Source organism: Bradyrhizobium sp. HKCCYLS3013 (assembly GCF_051167615.1).
GTDB lineage: Bacteria > Pseudomonadota > Alphaproteobacteria > Rhizobiales > Xanthobacteraceae > Bradyrhizobium.
This window is the reverse complement of sequence record NZ_JBNPTK010000004.1, coordinates 400006-425370: the sequence shown is the minus strand read 5'-3', so window position 1 is coordinate 425370 and position 25365 is coordinate 400006. Positions and strand designations below refer to the sequence as shown.

18 protein-coding genes are annotated in these 25365 nt (G+C 65.7%); 7 read left to right on the top strand and 11 right to left on the bottom strand.

Features of this window, described 5'->3' with window-relative positions; translation table 11 throughout:
* The first annotated feature begins 1210 nt into the window (after positions 1–1210).
* Entirely contained in the window at positions 1211–2449 is a 1239-nt protein-coding gene (locus tag ACQR1F_RS10960) for an efflux RND transporter periplasmic adaptor subunit (RefSeq protein WP_434913005.1), read from the top strand.
* A gap of 42 nt (positions 2450–2491) precedes the next feature.
* Complete coding sequence (locus tag ACQR1F_RS10955) at positions 2492–5614, top strand: efflux RND transporter permease subunit (protein ID WP_434913004.1); 3123 nt, start codon at positions 2492–2494, stop codon at positions 5612–5614.
* Here ACQR1F_RS10955 and ACQR1F_RS10950 read toward each other — a convergent pair.
* The 7 genes from ACQR1F_RS10950 to ACQR1F_RS10920 all read right to left on the bottom strand — a co-directional run bounded on the left by ACQR1F_RS10950 (position 5611) and on the right by ACQR1F_RS10920 (position 13154).
* The gene (locus ACQR1F_RS10950; protein WP_315801237.1) at positions 5611–6312 is read right to left on the bottom strand and encodes a branched-chain amino acid ABC transporter ATP-binding protein; all 702 of its coding nucleotides are present in this window, start codon (positions 6310–6312) and stop codon (positions 5611–5613) included. The genes ACQR1F_RS10955 and ACQR1F_RS10950 overlap by 4 nt on opposite strands.
* On the bottom strand, positions 6309–8072 hold the full coding sequence (locus ACQR1F_RS10945; RefSeq protein ID WP_316183054.1) for a branched-chain amino acid ABC transporter ATP-binding protein/permease: 1764 nt from the start codon (positions 8070–8072) through the stop codon (positions 6309–6311). The genes ACQR1F_RS10950 and ACQR1F_RS10945 overlap by 4 nt, the downstream gene beginning before the upstream one ends.
* A 43-nt stretch (positions 8073–8115) precedes the next feature.
* Entirely contained in the window at positions 8116–8952 is an 837-nt protein-coding gene (locus tag ACQR1F_RS10940; protein WP_434840350.1) for a branched-chain amino acid ABC transporter permease, read from the bottom strand.
* 62 nt (positions 8953–9014) lie between these two features.
* Complete coding sequence (locus ACQR1F_RS10935) at positions 9015–10178, bottom strand: substrate-binding protein (protein WP_434913003.1); 1164 nt, start codon at positions 10176–10178, stop codon at positions 9015–9017.
* 46 nt (positions 10179–10224) lie between these two features.
* On the bottom strand, positions 10225–11100 hold the full coding sequence (locus tag ACQR1F_RS10930) for a nitrilase family protein (RefSeq protein WP_434880746.1): 876 nt from the start codon (positions 11098–11100) through the stop codon (positions 10225–10227).
* Positions 11101–11340: 240 nt separating this feature from the next.
* On the bottom strand, positions 11341–11964 hold the full coding sequence (locus ACQR1F_RS10925) for an ANTAR domain-containing response regulator (RefSeq protein WP_172131072.1): 624 nt from the start codon (positions 11962–11964) through the stop codon (positions 11341–11343).
* A gap of 14 nt (positions 11965–11978) precedes the next feature.
* On the bottom strand, positions 11979–13154 hold the full coding sequence (locus tag ACQR1F_RS10920; protein WP_434913002.1) for a transporter substrate-binding domain-containing protein: 1176 nt from the start codon (positions 13152–13154) through the stop codon (positions 11979–11981).
* 1060 nt (positions 13155–14214) lie between these two features.
* Between ACQR1F_RS10920 and ACQR1F_RS10915 the strand changes: the two genes are divergently transcribed.
* Positions 14215–15297, top strand: a complete 1083-nt coding sequence (locus ACQR1F_RS10915) for an AI-2E family transporter (protein WP_316238789.1) — start codon at positions 14215–14217, stop codon at positions 15295–15297.
* A 626-nt stretch (positions 15298–15923) separates the two neighbouring features.
* On the top strand, positions 15924–16952 hold the full coding sequence (locus ACQR1F_RS10910; protein ID WP_434913010.1) for a fatty acid desaturase: 1029 nt from the start codon (positions 15924–15926) through the stop codon (positions 16950–16952).
* A gap of 105 nt (positions 16953–17057) precedes the next feature.
* On the opposite strand, the gene ACQR1F_RS10905 is transcribed toward ACQR1F_RS10910, so the two are convergent.
* Together ACQR1F_RS10905 and ilvD are read right to left on the bottom strand one after the other, a co-directional pair.
* Positions 17058–17561, bottom strand: a complete 504-nt coding sequence (locus ACQR1F_RS10905) for a hypothetical protein (RefSeq protein WP_316183064.1) — start codon at positions 17559–17561, stop codon at positions 17058–17060.
* A 286-nt stretch (positions 17562–17847) separates the two neighbouring features.
* Positions 17848–19689: a dihydroxy-acid dehydratase gene (gene ilvD / locus ACQR1F_RS10900; RefSeq protein WP_316183065.1), complete on the bottom strand. Its 1842-nt coding sequence runs from the start codon at positions 19687–19689 to the stop codon at positions 17848–17850.
* A gap of 314 nt (positions 19690–20003) precedes the next feature.
* Between ilvD and ACQR1F_RS10895 the strand changes: the two genes are divergently transcribed.
* Together ACQR1F_RS10895 and ACQR1F_RS10890 are read left to right on the top strand one after the other, a co-directional pair.
* Positions 20004–20369 (top strand): copper resistance CopC family protein, encoded by a 366-nt coding sequence (locus ACQR1F_RS10895; protein WP_434913001.1) that lies wholly within the window; start codon positions 20004–20006, stop codon positions 20367–20369.
* Positions 20370–20371: 2 nt separating this feature from the next.
* Positions 20372–22030, top strand: coding sequence for a copper resistance D family protein (locus ACQR1F_RS10890; protein WP_434913000.1), 1659 nt, complete (start codon positions 20372–20374; stop codon positions 22028–22030).
* A 6-nt stretch (positions 22031–22036) separates the two neighbouring features.
* Here ACQR1F_RS10890 and ACQR1F_RS10885 read toward each other — a convergent pair whose 3' ends face one another.
* Positions 22037–22543 carry a DUF3455 domain-containing protein gene (locus ACQR1F_RS10885; RefSeq protein ID WP_316183068.1) on the bottom strand — a complete coding sequence of 169 codons (507 nt, stop codon included), beginning with the start codon at positions 22541–22543 and terminating at the stop codon, positions 22037–22039.
* A gap of 99 nt (positions 22544–22642) precedes the next feature.
* Entirely contained in the window at positions 22643–23857 is a 1215-nt protein-coding gene (locus ACQR1F_RS10880) for an NADP-dependent isocitrate dehydrogenase (protein WP_316215922.1), read from the bottom strand.
* Positions 23858–24159: 302 nt separating this feature from the next.
* On the opposite strand from ACQR1F_RS10880, the gene ACQR1F_RS10875 reads away from it, so the two are divergent.
* Positions 24160–25359 (top strand): TrmJ/YjtD family RNA methyltransferase, encoded by a 1200-nt coding sequence (locus ACQR1F_RS10875; RefSeq protein ID WP_434912999.1) that lies wholly within the window; start codon positions 24160–24162, stop codon positions 25357–25359.
* The last annotated feature ends 6 nt before the right edge of the window (positions 25360–25365 follow it).

The window sequence follows — 25365 nt, the reverse complement described above, 5'->3', positions numbered from 1 at the left end:
AAAGCGATTCGTCAGTCACTCGACCGAGGAATCATCCATTTCCGGCAGCAAAATGGTAAGTTAGCGCCAATGGGGGTCTGTCTCCACGGTCGTTGCTTTCGGACAGATACCCCTCACCCAATCGCGTTTGTGGACAGGTCGGAGATGCCCTCTCCCACAAGGGGAGAGGGCGCTGTATCTCACAGCGCATCCAGGACCTAACTTAAGCTGATAACGGCGCTGCGCGACCCACCGGCAGAGGTCGCATCATTGGAATTCAGAAATCCGGAAAACTTCGCTCCACTCCAAAATTCCTCTTTCATTTTTTCAGAAATCATGCTCTATTCCGCGCATCCCGCTCCATGAAGAAGGGGCGTAGCGCGCGATCGTCACGACACGCGGGGCGGGGAGCGATGGCCGTGGTCATGCCGCAGCGTAGCTTGGCCTACGTGGACGAACGGCGTGACACGGACGTGAAGGCGTGTGGTCCTGACGCCCCGATGCTGGCGTCAAGTTCGCGGGGGATGATGCTCCCGCCGACGACGGTGGCTAACAGCCGGACACCGGGGAGAGCGCGCTATAACCGTGAAAACCATCGCGCAGGGAAGGCCGAGCGTTCTCGGCTGCACCTGTGGTACCTGCCGCCTGCATTCTTTTCGCAGGCGGGCCGCAGGCGCCAGCCGGCGCCTGGCCTTCCCTGCGCCCTCTTCACGAGAGGGTGAAGCGATCGGCAAGAAAATCAGCAAGACTCGGACGCATCTGCGCCGCGAGAGGCGTCTTCATGTGCGCGTCACAGTCACCTGATCGAGGCTGCCATCGATGATCGCATGGCCGTCAGCCATCGCAGGGCCATGGAAACCATGACTCGATTTTCGCGAACACGCACGACGTTGCGATCTCGCCCGAGCCGGAGCGCAAAAGGTGAGGCCGGAGTAGGGGCGTACCCGCGGAGGTTGGCTCATCGACCGGCGACACCGTCCCGGCGATCCGCGGCGCCGTTGATGCGTCCATGGTGCGCCGCGGTGCAACCGCGATTGCCCGGAACGAGCTGAATGCAAGCTGAACGGCTGTCGTTGAACTTTCAAATTTTTAAAGCAAAACAGGGACGAGTTGGGCGATTTTTAGGTTGTTTAAAGCTCCAGTTCCGCACTATTAGCGCCACGATGAGACCGCCAGAGCCGGAATCGTCGACAGATAAAGCGAGCCTATCTGACCAGCCATGGCGTCTGACATGAACCCATCCCCGCAGATGCTCAGCACCAAGCGGCTGCTGATCGGCCTGGCTGCCCTGGCGGTGGCCGGCGCGGGCGGCTATGGCTATACGCAATTCCAGTCGGGATCGGCTGCGAAAGACAATATCGAGCTCTCCAGCCAGTCCAAGCGCAACGGCACCACTTTCACGCCATCGGCGGCGGAATGGGCGACGCTGACGATCGAGCCGGTCTGCGACAAGATTTTCCGTGCCGAGCACATTACCGAGGGCAAGGTTGCCGTCGACGAGGATCGCTCGACACCGGTTTTCTCGCCCTATGCCGGCCGCGTCACCAAGCTGCTCGCCCGTCCCGGCGAAACCGTGCGCCAGGGCCAGCCGCTGTTCGTGATCGAGGCCGCCGACACGGTGCAGGCCCAGAACGATTTCATCGCCGCCATCAGCGCGATGAACAAGGCAAAGTCCGCGCTCGACCTCGCCGACATCCAGTACAAGCGCGCCAAGGACCTGTTCGAAGGCCGGGCGATTCCGCTGAAGGATTTCCAGCAGGCGGAGGCGACCTCGGTTCAGGCTCAGAACGACATGCGGTCGTCACAAACGGCGCTGGAGGCCGCGCGCAACAAGCTGCGCATTCTCGGCTTCACCGATGCCGCGATCACCGATTTCCAGAGCAAGGGCGTGATCGACCGCGAGATCACCATCTACTCGCCGATCGCCGGCACGGTCGTGCAGCGCAAGGTCGGCCCCGGACAATATGTCAATTCCGGCGCGAGCGACCCGGTCTTCGTGATCGGCGATCTCTCCACGGTCTGGCTCACCGCCTTCGTCCGCGAGAGCGACGCGGCGCTGGTGAACGTCGGCGAGGAGATCCTCGTCAACGTGCTGGCGCTGCCCGGCCGGCCGCTCAAGGCCAGCATCAACTACGTCGCCGCTTCGATCGACCCGACGAGCCGCAGGCTGCTCGTCCGCGCCACCATCGACAACAAGGACGGGCTGCTGAAGCCGGAGATGTTCGCCAATGTGACGATCTATTCGCCAGGCGAACAGCCCGCCGTCGCGGTGCCCCGACAGGCGTTGATCTACGAAGGCAGCCAGGTCCGGGTCTGGGTCGCCCGTCCCGACAAGTCGATCGAGCTGCGCAAGATCAAGACCGGTTTGATCAATGGCGACCAGGTCGCGGTCGAAAGCAATCTGAGCGCGGGCGAGCAGATCGTCACCAAGGGCAGCCTGTTCATCGATCGCGCAGCCTCGGGCAGCTGACATGCGCTTCTCCTGCCTGCCTTCCTGAAAGTGCCGATCTGAATGGACCGTCTCGTCGCCATCGCCGTTCAGCGGCGCTTCCTGATGGTCGGAATGTTCGTCGCCGTCCTGATCGGCGGCCTGATCGCGTTCCGGCAGCTCAACATCGAAGCCTATCCCGATCCGACCCCGCCGATGGTCGACATCGTGACGCAGAGCCCCGGCCTCTCGGCCGAGGAGATCGAGCGCTACATCACGATCCCGATCGAGACCCAGGTCGCCGGCATCAAGAACCTGCGCACCATCCGCACGATTTCCTTGTACGGCCTGTCCGACGTCAAGCTGCAGTTTTCGTTCGACTACACCTATGACGAAGCTTTGCAGCAGGTGCTGAATCGCCTGTCGCAACTGTCGCCGCTGCCGGGCAATGTCACGCCCCAGATCTCGCCGCTGAGTGCGGTCGGCGAAATCTATCGCTATCGCTTGCGCGGTCCGCCGGGCTACAGCGTGCTCGACCTCAAGACCCTGCAGGATTGGGTGCTGCAGCGCCGCTTCCGCGCCGTGCCTGGCGTCATCGACGTCACCGGCTGGGGCGGCAAGACCAAGACCTATGAGATCCAGGTCGACTTCAACAAGCTGGTTGCCAACGGCCTGACCCTGCCGCAGCTCTTGCAGGCGGTCGGCAATTCCAACATCAATGTCGGCGGCAACACGGTCGAGATCGGCACGCAGTCGGCAGTCGTCCGCGGCGTCGGCCTGATCCGCTCGATGGACGACCTCGCCAACACCATGGTGTCGCAGAGCGGCGGCAACCCGGTGCTGGTGAAGGACGTCGCCAACGTCACGGTGGCGGAGAAGCCGCGGCTCGGCATCGCCGGCCTCAACAACAATGACGACATCGTCCAGGGCATCGTGCTGATGCGGCGCGGCGAGCAGAGCTCGCCGACCATCGCCCGTGTCGAGCAATTGGTCGACCAGATCAACAACTCCACCATCCTGCCGCCGGGCGTGCGGATCGAGCGCATCTACGACCGCAAGGACCTGATCGATACCACGACGCACACCGTGCTCCACAACATGGTGGTCGGCATCGGCCTCATCGTGCTCTTGCAATGGGTGTTCCTCGGCAATCTGCGCAGCGCGCTGATCGTCGGCGCCACGATTCCGTTTGCGCTGTTCTTCGCCGTCATCATCCTGGTGCTGCGCGGCGAGTCGGCGAACCTGCTGTCGGTCGGCGCGATCGATTTCGGCCTGATCGTCGATGCCACCGTCATCATGGTCGAGGCGATCTTCCGCCGGCTGACGCAAACCACGCCATTGTCCGAGGCCGAGGAGAGCCACATCTCGCCCGAGACGATGATGGGCATGAAGAGCCACGCGATCCTGTCGGCGGCCGCCGACGTGTCGCGCTCGATCTTCTTTGCCGCCGCGATCATCATCGCCGCGTTCCTGCCGCTGTTCACCCTGAGCGGCGTCGAGGGCAACATCTTCGGGCCGATGGCGCGCACCTATGCCTATGCGCTCGCCGGCGGTCTGCTTGCGACCTTCACCGTGACGCCGGCGCTGAGCGCGATCATCCTGCCCGCACATGTCGAGGAGACCGAGACCCGGCTGATGCGGCTGCTGCACGCGATCTATTCGCCGGTGCTGCGCTGGGCGGTCGGCAACCGCAATCTGGTGATGACCGGCGCGATCGGTCTCGTGCTGCTGACCGTGGTGGTCGGCCGGCTGCTCGGGCTCGAATTCCTGCCCAAGCTGGAGGAGGGCAATCTCTGGATCCGTGCGACCCTGCCGCCGACGATTTCGCTGCAGGAGGGCAACGCCTACGTCAACGAGATGCGCAAGATCATCCGCGCGCGGCCCGAGGTCGATGCGGTGGTCTCGCAGCACGGCCGTCCCGACGACGGCACCGATGCCGCGGGCTTCTTCAATGCCGAGTTCTTCGCGCCGCTGAAGCCGGTGAAAGACTGGCCCGGCACCAAGGACAAGGATCAGCTTACCGCGGAGTTGCTGAAGCAGCTCGACGACCGCTTCCCCGGCGTCGAGTTCAATTTCTCGCAATATCTGCAGGACAACGTCTCCGAAGCCGTCTCCGGCGTGAAAGGCGAGAACTCGATCAAGCTCTATGGCAATGATCTGCAGGCGCTGACGGATACCGCCAACAAGATCAAGCAGGTGCTGTCGACGGTGCAGGGCATCACCGATCTCGCGGTGTTCACCTCGCTCGGACAGCCGACCGTGCAGATCGACATCGACCGCGCCAAGGCGGCGCGCTACGGGCTCGCGCCTGGCGACATCAACGCCACCATCAAGGTCGCGATCGGCGGCGACACCGCGGGCGATCTCTACGAGCCCGGCTCCGACCGGCATTTCCCGATCATCGTTCGTCTGGCGCCGGAATATCGCAAGAGCGCGGAGGCGATCGAGAATCTGCGCATCGGTGCGCAGGGGCCGAACGGCATTACGCAAATTCCGCTGAGCGAGGTCGCCACCATCAAGCTGGTGTCGGGCGCGGCCTATATCTATCGCGAGCAGCAGGAGCGCTATCTGCCGATCAAGTTCTCGGTGCGCGAGCGCGACCTCGGCAGCGCGATCCAGGAGGCGCAGCAGAAGGTCGCCGAGCAGGTGCAGTTGCCGCCGGGCTCGCATGTCGAGTGGGTCGGCGAGTTCGGCAATCTGCAGGATGCGATCAAGCGGCTGTCGATCGTGGTGCCGATCAGCCTCGCGCTGATCGGCGTGCTCCTGTGGTTCAATTTCGGCTCGATGGCCGATACCTTGCTCGCCATGAGCGTGATCCCGATGGCGATCTTCGGCGGCGTGGTCGGCCTCGTCTTGACAGGAATCCCGTTCAGCGTCTCGGCGGCGATCGGCTTCATCGCCTTGTTCGGCATCGCCGTGATGGACGGCATCATCATCCTGTCGCAGTTCAACCAGCTGATCGACGAGGGTGTCGACCGCATCGAGGCCGTCATCCGCACCGGCGAATTGCAGTTGCGTCCGGTGCTGATGACCTGCGTCGTCGCCGGCATCGGCCTGATGCCGGCCGCGGTGTCGACCGGCATCGGCTCGCAGGTGCAGAAGCCGCTCGCGATCGTCGTGGTCACCGGCATGATGCTGGCCCCGATGGTCATCCTAATCACGCTGCCGGTGCTGATCTCGCTGTTCTCCCGCCGAGGCGTTCGCTAGATCCGCATGTGCTCGTCGATGCGCGCGGCGGAGTCACGGTCGACAGCGGCGGCATCGACGATCTCGCCGCGCTTGAACACGAGGTATCTGTCGCTGATCGAGAGCGCGAACGGCAGATGCTGCTCGACCACGATCATCGAGGTGCCGATCTCGCGGCGAGCCCGCACCAGCACCTCGGACAGCCGGTCGACGACGGACGGCTGCAGACCTTCCGTGACCTCGTCGAGCAGCAGCACGTCGGGCTTCGCCATCAGCGCGCGCGCCACGATCAGCATCTTCTGCTCGCCGCCGGACAGTGTGCCGGCCCGCTGGCTCAGCCGCTTGGTGAGCACGGGGAACCAGCCGCCGACCTGCTCGAAACGCGCGGTCATGTCGTCGTCCGTGAGCACGCCGAGCCTGAGATTGTCGCGCACCGACAGATCCTGGAACAGCGCATGCTCCTGCGGCACATAGACCAGCCCCATCTTCCGCTTCAGATGCGGCGCTATCCGCGTCACGTCCTTGCCTGCAAGTCTCACTCGGCCGCGCCAGGCCGGCAGGAAGCCGACGATGGCCTTGAGCAGCGAGGTCTTGCCCATGCCGTTCTTGCCCACGATGGCGAGGGTTTCGGCTTTGCCGAGCGCAAAACCGACATTGCTGATCACCTCCGACGAGCCGTAGCCGCTTGCCAGCTCGTGAACATCCAGAACGCTGCTCATGCGAGGGCCTCCGCATGCGGAACATGCTGTCCGGTGTATATTTCGCGCACCAGCTCGCTGTTCACGACCTCGTCGACCGAGCCGTCGAGCGCGAGGCGTCCCTGGTGCAGCACGATGATGCGCGAGGAGATCTCGCGCACGAAATCGAGATCGTGCTCGACCAGGAGAATGCAGAGCCGGTCGCGGCGGGCGAGGGCGGTGAGGATGTCGGCGAAGCTCTGCCGTTCCGCGCGCGTCAGTCCGGCGGTTGGCTCATCCAGCAGCAGCACGTCGGGCTCGAGCGACAGCACCATCGCGAGCTCGAGTGCCTGCTTGAGCCCGTGGCTCAGATTGCGCGCTTCCTCATCGAGCCGCTCGCTGAGCCCGGAGCGTTCGACGACCGACATGGCTGCAGGCGGCAGCGCCAGCGTCACCGCGCGCGAGGTCAGTGCGGGAGGATCAGCATGTGTCCGCGCGACGCGCAGGCATTCTGCGACGGTCAGCGTCTCGAACACCGATGCCGTCTGGAACTTGCGTCCCAGGCCAAACCGAACGACGCGATCCGGCGGCAGCCGTACGATGTCGTGGCCGGCGATCGCGACGTCGCCGGTCGAGCGTTCGCGGCCGTCGGACAGGCAGCGGATCAAGGTGGTCTTGCCAGCCCCGTTGGGACCGACGAGGCTCAGCAATTCGCCGCGATATGCCGTGAACTGCACGCCATCCAGCACTGCGAGACTGCCATAATGCTTGCCGAGCGCGCGAACTTCGATGGCAACGGCGTCCGGATTGCTGACCGCCGTGGCGGCAGCGGCCGGGCGCAGCGTCGTCGCAGTGCGCCGTCCCGAACCGCCGCGCTTGACCAGGCGCATCACAGCGCCAAGCAGACCGTCCGGGAATACAAGGATCACGATGATCAGCGCAAGCCCGACGATCAGCTCCCACACATAGGGGAGGCTATTGGCAAGGTAGGCGCTCGCCACCTCGATGCACAGCGCGCCGATCACCGGACCGATCACGGTGCCGCGGCCGCCGAGCGCGACCATGATCACGAGGTTGGTTCCGAAGCTGAAGCTCGCGTTTTCGGGCGCGGCGATACCGCCGAATCCGGCATAAAAGAATCCGGCCAGCGCGGAGACGATCGCGGACAATACCAGCACCGTGATACGCAGCCGCGACGTGTCGATGCCGAGATAGGTGCAGCGTGCGTCGTTGTCGCGCAGCGCCGCCAGCAGACGTCCGGTGTCACTGCGCATCACGACGAGCGCGAGCGTCGCCGTCGCCAGCAATCCGAAACCAGCGAGTCGCAGCCAGGTCTCGATCTCCAGATCGAAGCTTTCGAAGCCGACAAGTCCGCTCGACGAGCCGGTGAATGTGCCGCCGGAATAGAGGATCTGCACCAGCACGATCGGCACCACCAGCGAGATCACGGAGGCGTAGAGCGGCGTCGAGCCAGGGTAGAACGACAGCCAGCCAGTGAAGGCGGCGACAGCGGCCGCCACCACCACGGCTGCGCCGATCGCGGCGCAGATCTGCCAGGGGCCGAAGCCATATTCGGTGAACATGATCGCGAGCGCATAGGCCCCGATGCCGAAGAAGGCGGACTGGCCGAACGTCAGCGTGCCGCAATAGCCCCACATGATGTCGACGGTGATCGCCGCGATGGCGACGAAGCAGGCGCGCACCAGGATGTTCACGAGGTAGGTATCGAGCAGCAGCGGCGCCACGACGATCACGCCGGCGGCGAGCGCGACCAGCAACGCGGGGACGATCAGGAGCGGCATCGCGCGCTTCGTTGGGGACGCAGGAGAGGCGAGGGGGCGCGCATCAGGCACGGGCAAAACCCTCCGGGCGGATCCGCAGCACGACGGCGGCGCAGATCGCGATGGTGAGACCGCCGAGGATCGGATTGACGAAGGTCGAAACCAGGACCTGAAGGGTGCCGAGGACCGCGCAGGAGCCGGCCAGCGCCAGCAGCGAGCCGCCGGACACCATGACCAGCATGAACGCACCGATCAGCCAAGGCACGCCCATGTTCGGGTCGACGCTCGACAGCGGCGTGATCAGTGCGCCCGACAGCGCGGCGAGCCCGCTGCCGAGTGCGAAGGTGATCAGCCTGACCCGTGAGGAGTCGACGCCGAGGCCCTGCGCCAGCATCTCGTTCATGATCACGGCCTTGGTCGACAGACCAAGCCGCGTGCCGTTGAGAAGAGCGGTGAACAGCAGGCCGACGACGATGGCCGCGGCGATCATCACCAGCCGGTAGGCCGAATAATCGGCGCCGAACAGATGCACCGTTCCCGAGATCGGCGCTTGCACAAACTGCACCTCGCGGCCGAACATCAGCGTGATGAGCTGCCCGAGCACGATGCCGAGGCCCCAGGTGGCGAGGATCGCATCGAGCGGACGCTTGTAGAGCCGGCGGACGATCACGATCTCCGTCACGCCGCCGCAGACCGCGCCGGCGACGAAGGCGAGCGGCAGGATCAGAAACCACGGCAGGCCCAGTTGCGCGCCGACCAGGGCTGCATAAGCGCCCACGGTCAGGAAGGCGGCATGGGCGAAGTTGATGATCTTCATCACGCCGAACACGATCAGAAGGCCGGCGGCGATGATGAAGAGCATGGCGGCCGTCGTGACGGCATCGAGGGCGACGGTCAGCATGGTCATTCCCGGTCGAGAGGTTGCGGGGCGGACGCGCGTCCGCCCCGCGGGAGCATACGCGATCAGGATTTGCCCGGGCACTGTGCGCCGGGATCGACGTTCTGGAAGCTCTGGATCACCTTCACGCTGCCGTCGGCCTGGACCCGGCCGAGATACATCGTCAGCGGCGCATGGCGCTGCTTGTCCATCTTGATCGTGCCGCGCGGGCCGTCGACCGAGACCTCGGCCAGCGCCTTCAGCACCTTGTCCTGGTCGGTGCTGCCGGCCTTCTCGACCGCCGCCTTGTAGGCGTACACCGCCTCATACTCCGGAACCGACAGATCGTTCGGCGTCTTCAGCTCGGCACCAAACTTCTTGGCCATCGCCGCCAAAAAGGTCTTGTTGGCAGGGGTGTCGATGCCCGTGACGTACGAGGCCGACAGATAGATGCCGGCGGCATCAGCACCCATGCCCTTGGCGGTGCCCTCGTCGACGGCGAGGTTGCCGTAAGGCAGATTCACGCCGGCGGCGCGCAGTTGCTTGGTCAGGGTCACGTTCGGCGCGCCGCCCGCCGTCGAGGTGATCAGCGCGTCAGCCCCGGAAGTCTTGAGCTTGGAGATGATCGAGGTCCAGTCCGAGCCGTCCATCGGCAGATATTCCTCGCCGACCACCTTGCCGCCGGTCTTCTCGATGTAGCTCTTGGTGAAGCCGAGCATGCCGCGGCCGAAGGCGTAGTCGGAGCCGATCAGGAAATAGTTCTTCGCCTTCTTCTCCTTGTTGAAGTAGTCGACGATCGGCGGCACCTGCTGGTCCGGCACCCAGGCGTTGACATACAGATAGGGGCTGCAGGACTTGCCCTCGTAGAACGAGGTGTAGATGTAGGGCGTCTTGCCGCGGGCGACGATCGGCAGGCCGGCGTTGCGGGCCGCGCTGGTCTCCATCGAGATCAGCACGTTGACCTTCTTCTGAAAGATCAGCGCGTCGAATGCCTTCTGGGCGCCGGCCGCGCCCGAGGCGTCATCGGCGACCTCGAGCGCGAGCTTGCGGCCGAGCACGCCGCCCTTGGCGTTGATCTCCTCCACCGCGAGCTCGGCGGATTGCACCACCGACGGTGCAACGACGGAGTTGGCGCCCGACAGGCCGACGGGAACGCCGATCTTGATCGGATCGGCGGCCAGAGCAGGCGAGAGTGCCGTTCCCGCCGCAAGGGCGAGCGCCAGCGAGGTGGTGATCAAACGCGACGTCATCGATTGTCCTCCGTGAATGGTCGAGATGAAAATTGCCGTGGAGCAGTCAGTACCACCCCCGTTTGACCTCGCTGCCGAGCATCTCGTCATAGACATCGGAGCGGCGGTCGCGCAGGACCTGGTTGAAGGCGTTCCAGTTGCGGGCGCGGCGGGCCTCGCCGAGCGAGACGTCGGCGACCACGATCTCCTCCTTGTCCCGGCTCGCGGGACCGGCGACAGGCCAGCCGGTGTAGCTGACGATCAGGCTCTGACCCTCGAACGGCTGGCCGCGCTCGATGCCGACACGGTCGGCGCAGGCGATGAAGATCGAGTTGGAATGTGCGGCGGCCATGGCGAGAATGTTGGCCATCGCCTCGCGGCCCGGCGCCTGGCCGGGGATCGGCACCCAGTTGGTCGGCACGCAGACGATGTCGGCGCCTTGCAGCGCATTGAGACGATAGCTCTCGGGGAACCAGCCGTCGTAGCAGATCGCCATGCCGATGCGGCCGATCTCGGTGTGGTAGACGGGGAAGCCGAGATTGCCGGGCTCGAAATATAGGTTCTCCTCGTTCCACAGGTGCACCTTGCGGAACGTGCCGATATAGCCGTTCGGTCCGATCAGCACGGCGCTGTTGTAGAGCTTGGCGCCGTCGCGCTCGCAGATCCCTGCCACGAGATGCAGGCCGTGCTCGGCGGCGATCTCGCTCCAGGCGGTCACTGCGGGACCGCCTGGAATGGTCTCGGAGGCGGCGAAGGCCTCCTCGCGCGATTTGAATACGTAGCCGGAGGAGGCGAGCTCGGGAAGCACCACGAGCCTGGCGCCTTGCGCCACCGCCTGTTTGATCAGATCGAGGCTGTGGGCGAGGTTGGTTGCCAATTCGCCGACCATCGGCTGCATTTGGATGCAGGCGATCCGCACTTTGCTGTCGTCATCCGTCGTCAAGGCACGAGTCTCCGTTGCGTTCGCGAGGGTCGCGCGCGCCAAACAAAAAGCCCCCGACTGCGCCTTGCGGCGCAATGCGAGGGCTGCATAGCCTGATGTGAAATGGCCGACCGGCCATTGGCGGACATCCGATGTCCGCGACGTCCTCAAGTAATTCCCATGCTTGATACGAAGTCAACGCCATCGGCTGCAAAAATTTCGGGCCGCGGCTGCCCAGCGCATGAGCGCGGAAACACCCGCTCAGCGCGAGGCCGGCGCATCCAGCACACCCAATCCGCCGAGCGTCTCCTGCGCATTGATGATCGAGATCGCGATATCCGCCATCGCGACGCGCTTCTGCGTCGCCTGCGCGCGGATCAGCTCATAGGCCTCGACCTCGCCGACCTGCTTCAGCCCCATCAGGATCTTCACCGCCTTGTCGACGTCGCGCCGCGCCTTCAAGGTCTCCTCCAGCTTCTGCACCTTGCCCTCGAGCCTGCGCGTGTAGCCGCGCAGCGAGCGCGCGAGCACCAGCGACGACAAGATGCCGAACGAGCGGATCGGCTTGTTGACGACGCCATGCGCGTTGCTGTCGAGCAGCCGCTTCAGGATGGTCGGATTCTCGTAGTCGACGATGGCGATGAAGGTGAGGGGATGCTCGCTGGTGCCTTCCGGAAAGATCATCTCCTCCGAGGTCTCGATCAGCTGGAACACGGTGTCGATGTCGTGCGGGATCGCGGCCGGCGGCGGCCACACGCCGCGCACGTTGCAGCCGATGCGCTTGAGCTGGTCGATCAGCGCATCGCCCTCGGCATCGCGCGGATGGATCACCAGCACGCGCGCGCCGCGCAGCTCCTCGATCAGCCGGCGCACCCCCGGCTTCATGCGGTCATCCGGTCTCATGCTGAGAGCGCCTCTTCGCTCAGCCAGCGGCCACCGATCGGCGAGACTGACAGATACGGGTCCGGCTTGATCGGGCTTTTGCTCTCCCAGACGATGTCGAACTGCCCATCGGCGCGCACGCGCCCGATGCGCGGCGTGGTCCAGACGTGGTTGTTGTCGGGATCGATCCGCATCGGTCCCTCCGGCGCCTCCAGGCTGAGGCCGAGCGCGGCTTCGACCAGCTTCTGGGTATCGAGGCTGCCCGCCTGCGCCAACGCCAGCGCGAACAGCTTGATCTGCGCATAGGCCGAGGCGCTCCACATGCTGACCGGCTTGTCGGCGCCGAAGGCGGCCGCGAACGCCGCCTTGAAGCGGTCGTTGCTGTCGCGCGCGAGCGTGCCGAAATAGCTCGCCGCAGTGAGGTGGCCGGCGCAATATTCGGGACCGATGGCGCGGACCTCGCCCTCGGCCATCGTGAGACTGGCGATGGGCAGCCGCATCGGATCGAAGCCGGCCTGCGCATACATGCGATAGAAGCGCTGCGCGGTGCGGCCGACGATGGTCGAGAACACGACGTCGGGCGCGGCATCCCTGATGGCATCGAGGCCGCGCGAGAGCTCGGCATCGGTCGCCTCCATCGCCACATATTGCTCGCCGACGACGCGGCCGGCATAGGACTCGACGAGGTCGCGCATGATGCGGTTGGATTCGCGCGGATAGATGTAGTCCGAGCCGATCAGGTAGACCCGCGGGCCATGCTTGCGCACGATGTATTCGGCAAGCTGGAACGCGTTCTGGTTCGGCGCCGGCCCGGTGTAGATCACGTTCGGCGAATATTCAAAACCCTCGTAGAGCGAGGGATACCACAGCAGGCCGTTACGACGCTCGATCGCCGGCAGCACCGCCTTGCGCTCGGCCGAGGTCGAGCAGCCGAAAATGACGGAGGCGCCGTCCTCGGTCAGCAGCCGATCGGCGAGCTTGCGGAACGTCTCTGGCTGCGAGCCCGGATCATAGGCGATGACCTCGATCTCGCGGCCGAGCACGCCGCCGTCCCGGTTGATCTCCTGGATCGCCAGCGCGGTGCCGAAGAAATGCTCGGACTCCGTGACCTCCATCAGGCCGCTGCGCGAGAACAGCACGCCGACGCGCCAGACATCCTTGTCGGATGATTTTGCGGTCGGTCTCGTCGTCATCATCATGCCTCCAGGTCGACGGGCCGGTCGCGCCGGCTCGGAAGCGCTGTTTATTGCGACTCATCGCGCGGTTGGCAACCGGGGCGGAGGCCGCAGACGAGGATCGGGATCAGGACGAGCCGCAGCATCGCCGCGACGCCCAGTGCGTCCGGGTCATGCGATAGGCGGGCCCTCGTGACATGATGAGGGCGCAGGGAATGCCGGGCGCTGGCCGCACCCATGGCCCGCCTGCAGAAAAAAAGCAGGCGGCAGTCACCACAGGTCAGCCGAGACATCCCGGCATTCCCTGCGCGGAGGTTTTAACGCTTATACGCGCTCTCCTCGGTGCACCGGGCTTGTTGGCCACCGTACGCGACGACGCGCTTCTCGCACGCCGCCGCGGGGACACCAGCTTCGGGGTGTCAGGACCACGCGACTTCACGTCCGCAAGTGCATCGTTCGTCCGCACATGATGCGCGCCGATGCCCTCACGTCCACCGCATTGCCGGCCCAACGTATCGTGACGACGCGTACGTCCCTCATCCGGACCGGAACGCGGGCAGCATACGCCTGATTTGCTGATTTTCGGAAGCGATTTATTTTGGACGAGGGCTCTTGAAACCGGTCTTGTGGTTGATCGCGTGGGCAAAATCGGTGTTTTGCCGCAGCGAGTGACCACGTAATCTGTCGTCATTCCAGGGTATTCCGGGGCAGCCGCGCCAGTGGCTGAGCCGGAATCCATATTCAGAATGGCCCCTGCGAGGATGAGGCGAGCCCACGCCCAGCTCGCTTCATCTCGAACTGTCGTGGTTACGTAGTCCGGGCTCGCACTGTCTGCTGCGATAGGGCAGGCGACATCGGAGTCGCTGACGTCGGGTTCGGTCGACCGGCGCAGAGCGTGATATGGACTGCGACGCGATGATGGATGTCATGCAACGTGCCGCATCGATCTCGCGACCAGCTTGGAGCCCGAATGGCGCGTTCGCGCGTTGACCCCTGTTGGATTCGGCGATAGCCGACTCGCGATGCTCGAAAGACCACGGCACGCGTCCAGATGTCGCGGCCAGACTGGAAAGTTGACATGCGCAGCTTCGAAGACCGAGTTCTGTTGTTCCTGCTCGTGGTGATCACGCTGATGCTCGGCTGGATCCTGCTGCCATTCTACCCCGCCGTGCTGTGGGGAGTCGTGGGGGCCATCGTGTTTTCTCCCCTCCACCGCCGATTGTCGCGGTCGATGCACGGCAGAGATGGGCTTGCCGCAGCCGTCGCCGTACTGCTGGTCGTCCTGATCGTCATTCTGCCGCTGTCGCTGATCGGGGCGGCGCTGGCGCAGCAGGCCTCCGGTGTCTACGGCCAGGCGCAGTCGGGCCAGTTGGACCTCGGGCAGTATTTCCAGAAGATGCTGGAGGCGCTTCCGACATGGGTGGTCGATCTCCTCAACCGTTTTGGACTTGGCAGCCTGGCCGGACTGAAGGACAGGCTGTCGGCCGGCCTGCTGAAAGGCAGCCAGATGATTGCGGGCCAGGCGCTGAACATCGGCCAAGGGACGTTCGAGTTCTTCGTCAATCTGTTCCTCATGCTGTATCTGCTGTTCTTCCTGCTTCGCGATCAGGAGGCGTTGTCGGCGCGTATCGCCAACGCCATTCCGCTGCGCGCGGAGCAGCGGCACGCGCTGCTGGGCAAGTTCACGGTCGTCATTCGCGCGACGGTGAAGGGCAATCTGGTCGTGGCGCTGGCGCAGGGCGCTCTGGGCGGTCTGATCTTCTGGTTCCTCGGCATCACCGCGCCGCTGCTATGGGCCGTCGTGATGGCGTTTCTGTCGCTGCTTCCGGCTGTCGGAGCAGGGCTGGTGTGGTTTCCGGTCGCGCTCTATCTGCTGGCCACCGGATCGGTCTGGCATGGCGTGATCCTGATCGCCTATGGCGCCCTGGTGATCGGGCTTGTCGACAATCTGCTGCGTCCCCTCCTGGTCGGCCAGGACACCAAGATGCCCGACTATGTCGTGCTGATCTCGACCCTCGGCGGGATCGAGGCGTTCGGTCTGAACGGCTTCATCATCGGGCCGGTCATCGCCGCAATGTTTATCGCGATCTGGAACATGTTCTCCGACGCGCGCGGCGATGGGGCGTTCGTGCACGACACCACGCAGGGTACTGGACGATGAGGCACGTCACGATGGGCCGATGACCGCCACCGTGAGGATGACTCGAATTCTGCTCCCGTCATTCCCGGGCAGAAGCGCCAGGGGCCGGCCCGGATTCATGACCACCAAAAGGCCGTCATTGGCGGGATCATCGCTGCGCTCGTCTCATCTCGTGCAGTGGTGGCTACGGAGCCCGGGCCCACCCCGCAATAACCCGGAGAAAACAGCGCAGCGCCATATCGGCGCGGCAAACAAGAGGGAATTAACGGATCGTAATCCGCCATCTCCTAGCAATGCGGAGTCCGCCGGGTTACGTTGTACGACCTGTCCTGCGCGCCCTTGACCTCTCTCCTGCGGGCATGTCTCAGACTGCTCTTCCAGACCGGCTCATCGTCGGGCGCGCGATGAATCATTTGGCTTCGACCCCCCGGTTGAATCCGCGAAAGCTCTGGTTTCGAACGCCTGCGGCGGTCCGCAGGGGTCCATTTGGCCGCGGTCGCGCCATGCGCGATCGCCAAGAACATAAGGTGGAGACGACATTGCAGTTCGATCAGCCAGTCGCGATGGCGACTGTGCCGCCCAAGGACCGCGCCACGCTGCGCGCCGGCGACGACGAGGGCCGCGCGGCGGCCGACGCAAGGTACTGGATGCAGATTCTCAGCAGCTATCGCACGCCAAACCGCCTGCGCAGCGTGACCGAGCTGGTGATCACGGCCGTGCCGCTGGTGGCGCTGTGGACGGCCGCCTGGTTCGCGTTCTCGCTCGGCCATGCCTGGGCGTCGTTGCTCATCGCGATTCCTGCCGGCGCCTTTCTGGTGCGTCTGTTCATGATCCAGCACGATTGCGGCCACGGCACCTTCTTCGCCGGGCGTCAGGCGAACGACTGGGTCGGCCGCATCCTGGGCGTGCTGACCCTGACGCCTTACGACTGGTGGCGGCGCACGCATGCGATCCACCACGCCAGCAGCGGCAACCTCGACAGGCGCGGCATCGGCGATATCGATACGTTGACCGTGCGGGAATATCAGGCGCGGTCGACCTGGGCCCGGCTGCGCTACCGGCTTTACCGCCATCCCCTGGTCATGTTCGTGGCCGGTCCCGCTTACCTGTTCTTCCTGCAGCACCGTCTTCCGTTCGGTCTCATGCGGGCTGGCTGGTCGCCCTGGGTCAGCACGATGGCCACCAATCTCGGCATCGCCCTGGTGGTCGCCGGGCTGATGTGGCTGATCGGCATCCAGGCGTTCCTGGTCGTGCATCTCCCGATCATGCTGCTCGCCGCCATGGCCGGGGTGTGGCTGTTCTACGTCCAGCATCAGTTCGAGCACACCGTCTGGGAGCGGGGCGAGCGCTGGACGCAGCAGCAGGCTGCGCTCTACGGCAGCTCACATTACGACCTGCCGGCATGGCTGCACTGGCTCACCGCCAACATCGGCATCCACCACGTCCACCATCTCTCGAGCCGAATTCCCTATTACCGGCTGCCGGTCGTGCTGCGCGATCATCCCGAGCTGCGCGAGATCGGCCGCATCACGCTGCCCGAGAGCCTGCGCTGCGTCCGACTGGTGCTGTGGGACGAAAAGCAGCGCCGGCTGGTGTCGTTCCGCGACGCCGGAGCGGGAGCCGGAGCATTGGAGCTTCGGACAAGGACACCGAAGCTCACTGGGTCACAGCCATAGTACGTCGATTAGGCAGGGGCGCGCGAGCGACCTGCCCACATACAAGTTCTGACCCGGCGGGTTGAGCCGTCAGATGGAAGCCAAGGCGCGCCGACCGCGCGCGTCTCAGGCCGCGCCGCTTTGTTTGGCCGGTGCCTGTCGTTGGGCCGCCGACCAGGATGCGTGGAACCAGCCGCCGAGGCCCCAGGGGTGAGTCCGTTCCAACCAGATGAACGGTCCCATCGGCGTTTCAAACTTGCCGGGCTGGGGCCCGACCACGCCCCGACCATGCAGCAACTCGCCCTGCCAGCCTTCGTTCTTGGAGCCTTCCGCGCCGACATGAAGCCGGTAGGCCCAGGGCTCGGTGTCCATGATGACGTTGCCCTGCGCCGTCTTCATCCAGGCAATGGTGTCGGCGTGGATCGCACCAAAGGGATGGAAAGGACGGTCCTCGGGGACGCCGACGAACACGCCGACGCCGGTCTTGACCGTCGCGCCGGCGGCGATCGTCACGGGCTCGCCCTTCTGATCGTACAGCACGCCGTGCCAGTTCTGCGATTTCGTGCCCGGCGCAGTGACGATGATCTGGTAGGCGAGGCGCGGCTCGTCGAGGAGCGGCTGTTGTGACATGATCGTCTCCCATCCATGCGGGCCGGACGTGACCGCCGGGACGCGTGCGGCCCTATGCTGACACAGTATCGGCACGGCGCTAGATCGGGCGTTGACCTGAATCAACCATCACGAGTTGAATGCAATTTCAGATTGAGTAAAAGGCTGGTGCGGAGTGTCAGCGGACGCGCCGTGCCCACCGCCCGTCGGTCGTAGTCATCGGCCTCATAGTAGGACGGCAGGCACGCATCTGCCTTCACTCTGTCGAGCGAAGGCAGATGCTTTCTCCGTCCTGCGGGCTAAAGGCTCAATCCCTCACCACGCGCACGGCGCCCTTCGCGGCGCTTGAGGCGAACGCGGCGTAGGCCTTCAGCGCGGTCGAGACCTTGCGGGCGCGCTTGGCCGGCTTCCAGGCCTGGTCCCCCCGGGCCTCCATCGCGGCGCGGCGCCGGGCGAGCTCCTCATCCGACACTGCGAGATGGATGGTGCGGTTGGGGATGTCGATCTCGATGCGGTCGCCGTCCTGCACCAGGCCGATCAGGCCGCCCTCGGCGGCTTCCGGCGAGACATGGCCGATCGACAGCCCCGAGGTGCCGCCGGAGAAGCGGCCGTCGGTGATCAACGCGCACGCCTTGCCGAGGCCCTTCGACTTCAGATAGCTGGTCGGATACAGCATCTCCTGCATGCCTGGGCCGCCGCGCGGGCCCTCATAGATGATGACGACGATGTCGCCGGCCTTGATCTTGTTGGTGAGGATCGCTTCGACCGCGGCGTCCTGGCTCTCCATCACGCGCGCAGGACCCGAGAACTTCAGGATCGAGGCATCGACGCCCGCGGTCTTCACGATGCAGCCGTCGCGCGCGATGTTGCCGGTCAGCACGGCCAGGCCGCCATCCTTGGAATAGGCATGCGCGAGGTCGCGGATGCAGCCCTTCTCGCGGTCGAGATCGAGCTCCTGGTAGCGGCGGTCCTGGCTGAACGCGACCTGCGTCGGCACGCCGCCGGGGGCGGCCATGTAGAAGTTCTTGACGCTCTCGCTCGCCGTGCTGCGGATGTCCCAGCGCTCCAGCGCTGATGCCAGCGAGGCCGAATGCACGCTCGGCAATTCGGTGTGCAGCAGGCCGGCGCGGGCGAGCTCGCCGAGGATGCCCATCACGCCGCCGGCGCGGTGCACGTCCTCCATGTGCACGTCGGCCACGGCGGGAGCGACCTTGCACAGGCAGGGGACCTTGCGCGACAGGCGATCGATGTCGGTCATCGTGAACGGGATCTCGCCCTCATGCGCGGCGGCGAGCAGATGCAGCACGGTGTTGGTCGAGCCGCCCATCGCGATGTCCATGCTCATCGCGTTCTCGAACGCCTTGAAGTTGGCGATCGAGCGCGGGAGCACGGACGCATCGTCCTGCTCGTAATAGCGGCGGGCGAGATCGACGATCAGGTGACCGGCCTCGACGAACAGGCCGCGGCGGTCGGCATGCGTCGCCAGCACCGAGCCGTTGCCGGGCAGCGACAGGCCGAGCGCCTCGGTCAGGCAGTTCATGGAGTTGGCCGTGAACATGCCGGAGCAGGAGCCGCAGGTCGGGCAGGCCGAGCGCTCCATCACCTCGACGTCGGCGTCCGAGACCTTGTCGTCGGCGGCCACGATCATCGCATCGATCAGATCGACCTTGCGCAGCTTGCCCTCGATGTTGACCTTGCCGGCCTCCATCGGGCCGCCCGAGACGAACACCGCGGGGATGTTGAGGCGCATCGCGGCCATCAGCATGCCGGGCGTGATCTTGTCGCAGTTGGAGATGCAGACCATGGCGTCGGCGCAATGCGCGTTGACCATGTATTCGGTGCTGTCGGCGATCAGCTCGCGCGACGGCAGGCTGTAGAGCATGCCGTCATGGCCCATCGCGATGCCGTCATCGACCGCGATCGTGTTGAACTCCTTGGCGACGCCGCCGGCCTTCTCGATCTCGCGGGCGACCAGCTGGCCGAGGTCCTTGAGGTGGACATGGCCCGGCACGAACTGGGTGAAGGAGTTGACGACGGCGATGATCGGCTTGCCGAAATCCTCGTTGGTCATGCCGGTGGCGCGCCACAGGCCGCGGGCGCCGGCCATGTTGCGGCCATGGGTGGAGGTGCGGGAGCGATAGGCGGGCATGACGGGTTTCCTCAGGCGTTCCTCGAAAGGCAATGTTTGGTCCGCGGGCCGGCAGGCCGGGCCGGACAGACGGCAATGATGCGGCGAGGCATACAGCGAAGTGCTTGATGATTCGACCCTAAATTTCGCCGTTCCGGGATGCTCCGCGGGCAGGGCCGGCGCGCGGCTGTCCACAGCCGCAGGTCCCCGTTCGGCGCAGTCACGACTTTGTGGCTACGCGGGGAACAGGAAGGGCGCTTAGATTTGAACGGTAGAGTTTTGTTCGACCCGGTCCAGCCCGAACGTTCCCGCCGCAGCCTCCGCCCGCGCGTCCCATGTCGTCCGTCATCCGATTCCGTCACCTGCCGACCCTTGCCGCGCTGCTTCTGGTCGCCCCTGGCGCCGCCTCGGCCCATGCCGTCATCGTCTCGTCGCAGCCCGCGGCGGGCGGGACCATCGAGAAGCAGCCGACACTGATCCGGCTGCGCTTCAACAGCCGCATCGATCACGCCCGCTCGCGGCTGAAGCTGCGCGCGCCCGACGGCGCCGAGCAGGCGCTCACGCCGGCCGGCGACGCGCCGGCCGACGAGATCGACGCCGAGGCCAGGGCGCTGAGCCCCGGCGCCTGGCATCTGCAATGGCAGGTGCTCAGCGTCGATGGCCACATCACCCGTGGCGACATTCCCTTCACCGTGCGCTAGCCGTGTCGCTGTTGCTCGACATCTTCGGCTATCTCTCGGTGGTGCTGCGCGGCCTGACCCTGCTGGCCCAGTCCTTCACCATCGGCGGCTTGGCATTTCTGCTGTTGCTGCTGCGCCCGCTACGGCAAGGGCTGTCCGCTGACGCGATCGTGGTCGGGAAGCGCAGCCAGCGCTTCCTGCGCCGAAGCGCGTTCGGCTGGTTCGCGGTCGTGCTGGCCTCGCTCGCGGTCAACATGGCGGCGCTGATCGGGACGCTCGACCTGTCGCTCGGCGCGGCGGCGGGCGCCGACTTCGCGCGCTCCGGCATGGCCGTTGCCGCCTGCGCGCTCGGCATCGCGGCGCTCGCCCGGACCGGCAGCTGGGCCGCCTGGCGCGTCGTGGCGCTGGCCGTGCTGACCGTCTCAGCGCTGCTGCTGCAGCTCAACCTGACGCACGCCGCGAGCCGGCTCGAGGTGCGCTGGCCGCTGCTCGGCGCTGACTTCCTGCACATGCTCGGCGCCGGAATCTGGATCGGCGGCCTGCCGTACTTCCTGATGGCGCTGCACGGCTGCAAGGCGGATGACGATCAGCGCCTGATCGGACGGCGCTACTCGCTGATGTCGATGGTCTCGGTGGCGGCGATCGTGCTCGGCGGCATTGTGATGGCGATCGCCTATCTCGGCTCGTTCGAGGCGATCTACGGCACCGCCTATGGCGTGATGATGTCGGCCAAGGTCGCGATGCTGCTGATGCTGCTGGCGCTCGGCGCCGGCAACTTCTTCGCCGTCGAACGTTTGCGCCGCCGTGATCCCGCAGCACCGCTCTCGCGCATGAAGCGCTTCGTCGAGGTCGAGCTCGGCATCGGGCTGACGGTGCTCCTGACCGCGGGCTCGCTGACCTCGCTGCCGCCCGGCATCGATCTCAGCCAGGACCGGCTGAGCTTAAGCGAGATCGTCGAGCGCGCCGCGCCGCAATGGCCGCGGCTGACGAGCCCCTCGGTCGACCAGCTCACGATCTCGCAGCTCCAGGCGAGGATCGACGCCGCCGACGCGCAGCGCCTGACGGCGCCGCAAGCCTATGTGCCGGGCGAGGGCGTGATCCTGCCGCGCAGCGCCGCCGACATCGCCTGGTCGGAATACAACCACCATTGGGCCGGCATCTTCGTCGTGCTGATCGGCCTGCTCGCGCTGATCGAGCGCTTTGCCTGGGGCAGGTGGGCGCGGCACTGGCCGCTGTTGTTCCTGGTGATGGCGGCGTTCCTGTTCCTGCGCGCCGACGAGATGGCCTGGCCGCTCGGCCCGATCGGTTTCTGGGCCTCGTGGCGCGATCCGGAAGTGGCGCAGCACCGGCTGTTCGTGGTGCTGATCATCTTGTTCGGCCTGTTCGAATGGCGGGTGCGGCTGCGCGGGCAGCAGGCGGGGCGGGCGGCGCTGGTGTTTCCGCTGACGGTCGCCGCCGGCGGCGCGCTGCTGCTGACGCACTCGCACGCCATCGCCAACATCAAGGACCAGCTCCTGATCGAGATGAGCCACACGCCGCTGGCGCTGTGCGGCATCACCGCCGGCTGGGCGCGCTGGCTGGAGCTGCGCATGGACGGCCGCATCAGCCGCGTCGCCGCCTGGGTCTGGCCGGTGGCGTTCGTGCTGGTGGGATTGATCCTGCTGGATTATCGCGAAGCGTGAGGCGCCTTACTGCTTCCGCAGGAACACGTAGTCCGCGGAATAGGCGACGCTGCGGAGTTGCCCGGCGGCGTCGCAGGCGCCTGCCAGCTTGCCGCCGGCCGTGTTGATCCGCTGCACGGTGGTCACATCCGAGAGCACGCCCTTCGCGCCACGATGGGAGACGACCTCGAGCTTCAGCCAGGGGATGTCGTTGTCGGTGGCGCCGACCGCGGTGCCCTGCACGCGGCCGCCGACGATCGAGCCGTCCTGATGCTCCCAGCTCGGGCCGGCGTAGTGCCGGCCGACGGTCTTGCCGTCCTCGAACAGGCTGGCGATCGGTTCGCGAAAGGTCCAGGCGAGCTTGCCGTCCTTGTCGGCCTTGCAGTCGTAGACCTGCGCGCCTTCGGCATGCAGCGTCAGCACGGCCTTTTCGCCGGCGGCGACCAGCGCGTCGGGAATCGTGGTCTCTGCGGCGTGGGAGGAGCCGATCTGGGCACCGAGCACCAGCAGAGCGAGCGATGAGGTCAAGCGCATGATCAGGTTCCTCGACGGCAGGAGTGAAACGAAAACGGGCCGCGCTGGCGGCGCGGCCCGTTGATAGGTGACGAAACCAGAAGGCGAAAGTGGGGAAACTTACGCCGCCATCGCCTTGGTCAGGTTCTCGGCGATCTTGTCGAGGAAGCCGGTGGTCGACAGCCAGCGCTGGTCGGCGCCGACCAGCAGCGCGAGGTCCTTGGTCATGTAGCCGGACTCGACGGTGTCGACGCAGACCTTCTCCAGGGTCGAGGCGAACTTCGCCAGCTCGGCATTGTTGTCGAGCTTGGCGCGATGCGACAGGCCGCGGGTCCAGGCGAAGATCGAGGCGATCGAGTTGGTCGAGGTCTCCTTGCCCTTCTGGTGCTCGCGGAAGTGACGGGTCACCGTGCCGTGGGCGGCCTCAGCCTCGACGGTCTGGCCGTCCGGGGTCATCAGCACCGAGGTCATCAGGCCGAGCGAGCCGTAGCCCTGGGCCACGGTGTCGGACTGCACGTCGCCGTCATAGTTCTTGCAGGCCCAGACATAGCCGCCCGACCACTTCAGCGCCGCGGCGACCATGTCGTCGATCAGGCGGTGCTCATAGGTGATCTTCTTGGCCTCGAACTTGTCCTTGAACTCCTTGTCGTACACCTCCTGGAAGATGTCCTTGAAGCGGCCGTCATAGACCTTCAGGATGGTGTTCTTGGTCGACAGGTAGACCGAGTAGTTCTTGGCGAGGCCCATGTTGAGCGAGGCGCGGGCGAAGTCGTAGATCGACTCGTCGAGGTTGTACATCTCCATCGCGACGCCGGCGCCGGGCGCCCTGAAGACTTCCTTCTCGATCACGGTGCCGTCGTCGCCGACGAATTTCATCGTCAGCACGCCCTTGCCGGGGAACTTGAAGTCGGTGGCGCGGTACTGGTCGCCATAGGCGTGGCGGCCGATGATGATCGGCTTGGTCCAGCCGGGGACCAGGCGCGGCACGTTCTTGCAGATGATCGGCTCGCGGAACACGACGCCGCCGAGGATGTTGCGGATGGTGCCGTTCGGCGACTTCCACATCTCCTTGAGGCCGAACTCCTTCACCCGGGCCTCGTCCGGGGTGATGGTGGCGCACTTCACGCCGACGCCGACCTTCTTGATGGCGTTGGCGGCATCGATCGTGATCTGGTCGTTGGTCTTGTCGCGGCTCTCCATCCCCAGGTCGAAATACTGCAGATCGATGTCAAGGAACGGGTTGATCAGCTTGTCCTTGATGTACTGCCAGATGATCCGCGTCATCTCGTCGCCGTCGAGCTCGACGACCGGGTTGGTCACCTTGATTTTTGCCATGATCGATGGGGCCTTCTTGGGAACAGCGCGCCAGGAATGGAAAGCGCTTGTGAAATCAAGCGCGTCATAGCACTGCTGCACCGCGGGCGGAAGCGCACCCGGTGGGCCCACGGTGGTGATTTTCGCAGCCCGCTCATGCGCTGGGCAACGGCGGCGAGGCGGCCGGCTGCGGTTTCGCGCAAACCGTAAAATTCTTGGCTAAGCCGATTATTTTGCTTGAGAATTCTCGCCAGCCGGGCCAACGGAGCGGGCAGGGCGCGCGGGCGCGCGCTTCAACCGGATCTGGAAGTCGAGGATTGACCGTGTCGGGCACCGACAAGACGAAGGCGGGATTGGAGATCGCTGGCCCGGTGGTGATCCTGGTCGAGCCGCAGCTCGGCGAGAACATCGGCATGGCCGCGCGCGCCATGGGCAATTTTGCGTTGTCCGAGCTGCGCCTGGTCAACCCGCGCGACGGCTGGCCGAACATCGCCGCCCAACGGGCGGCCGCCGGGGCCGACCACATCATCGATCACGTCCGGCTGTTCGACACCCTGCCGGAGGCGATCGCCGACCTCGACCTGGTGTTTGCCACCACCGCCCGCGCCCACGACCAGGCCAAGCCGGTGATGGGCCCGGAGGTGGCCGCGCGGGAGATGCAGGGCCAGATTGCCGCCGGCGGCCGCGCCGGCATCCTGTTCGGCCGCGAGCGGGCGGGGCTGACCAACGAGGAGGTCGCCCGCGCCAACCGCATCATCACCTATCCGGTCAATCCGGGCTTCGCCTCGCTGAACCTCGCGCAGGCCGTGCTGCTGATGGGCTATGAGTGGTTCAAGCTGGTGACGTCGGGCGCGCTGCCCTTCGCCATGCCCGAACGCTCGGAGCGCGCCAGCCAGGGGCAGATGGAGGCGTTCTTCGAGAACCTGGTGCGCGAGCTCGACCGGGTCGAATTCCTGCGCCCGCCGGAGAAGCGCGAGACCATGCTGGTCAACCTGCGCAACATCTTCTTCCGCATGGAGCCGTCGCGGCAGGACATCCACACCCTGCACGGCGTGGTGATGGCGATCGCCGAGGGACGCAAGGGACCGGCCAAGGGCGGCGTGCTCGACAGCGAGCAGGCGACGCGGCTGCGCGCGCTGATCGCCGAGCAGGGTACCGTCGCCAACCTGCCGGATTCGCGCGGCTCGCTGCGCGGGCTGGCGCGGCTGCTCCGCCGCAATCCCACGGACGCCGAGCGGGCGCTGTGGCACGCGCTGTCGCGCGACCGCCGCTTCGCCGGCCAGTTCAAGCGCCAGACCCCAGTCGGCCGCCACATCCCCGATTTCGTCTCCTTCATCCACCGCCTGGCCATCGAGCTCGTCGGCCCCGACGAGAGCGAGGGCGTCGTCGCCGATCGCAGAGCACGGCGGGCATGGCTGGAAAGCCGCGACTATCGCGTCACCGAGGTGAAGGCCGCGGATGTCGAGGCGAATCTGGAGGCCGAGCTGGTGCGGCTGCAGGCGCTGATCGGCGCAGCCAAGTAGTCGCCG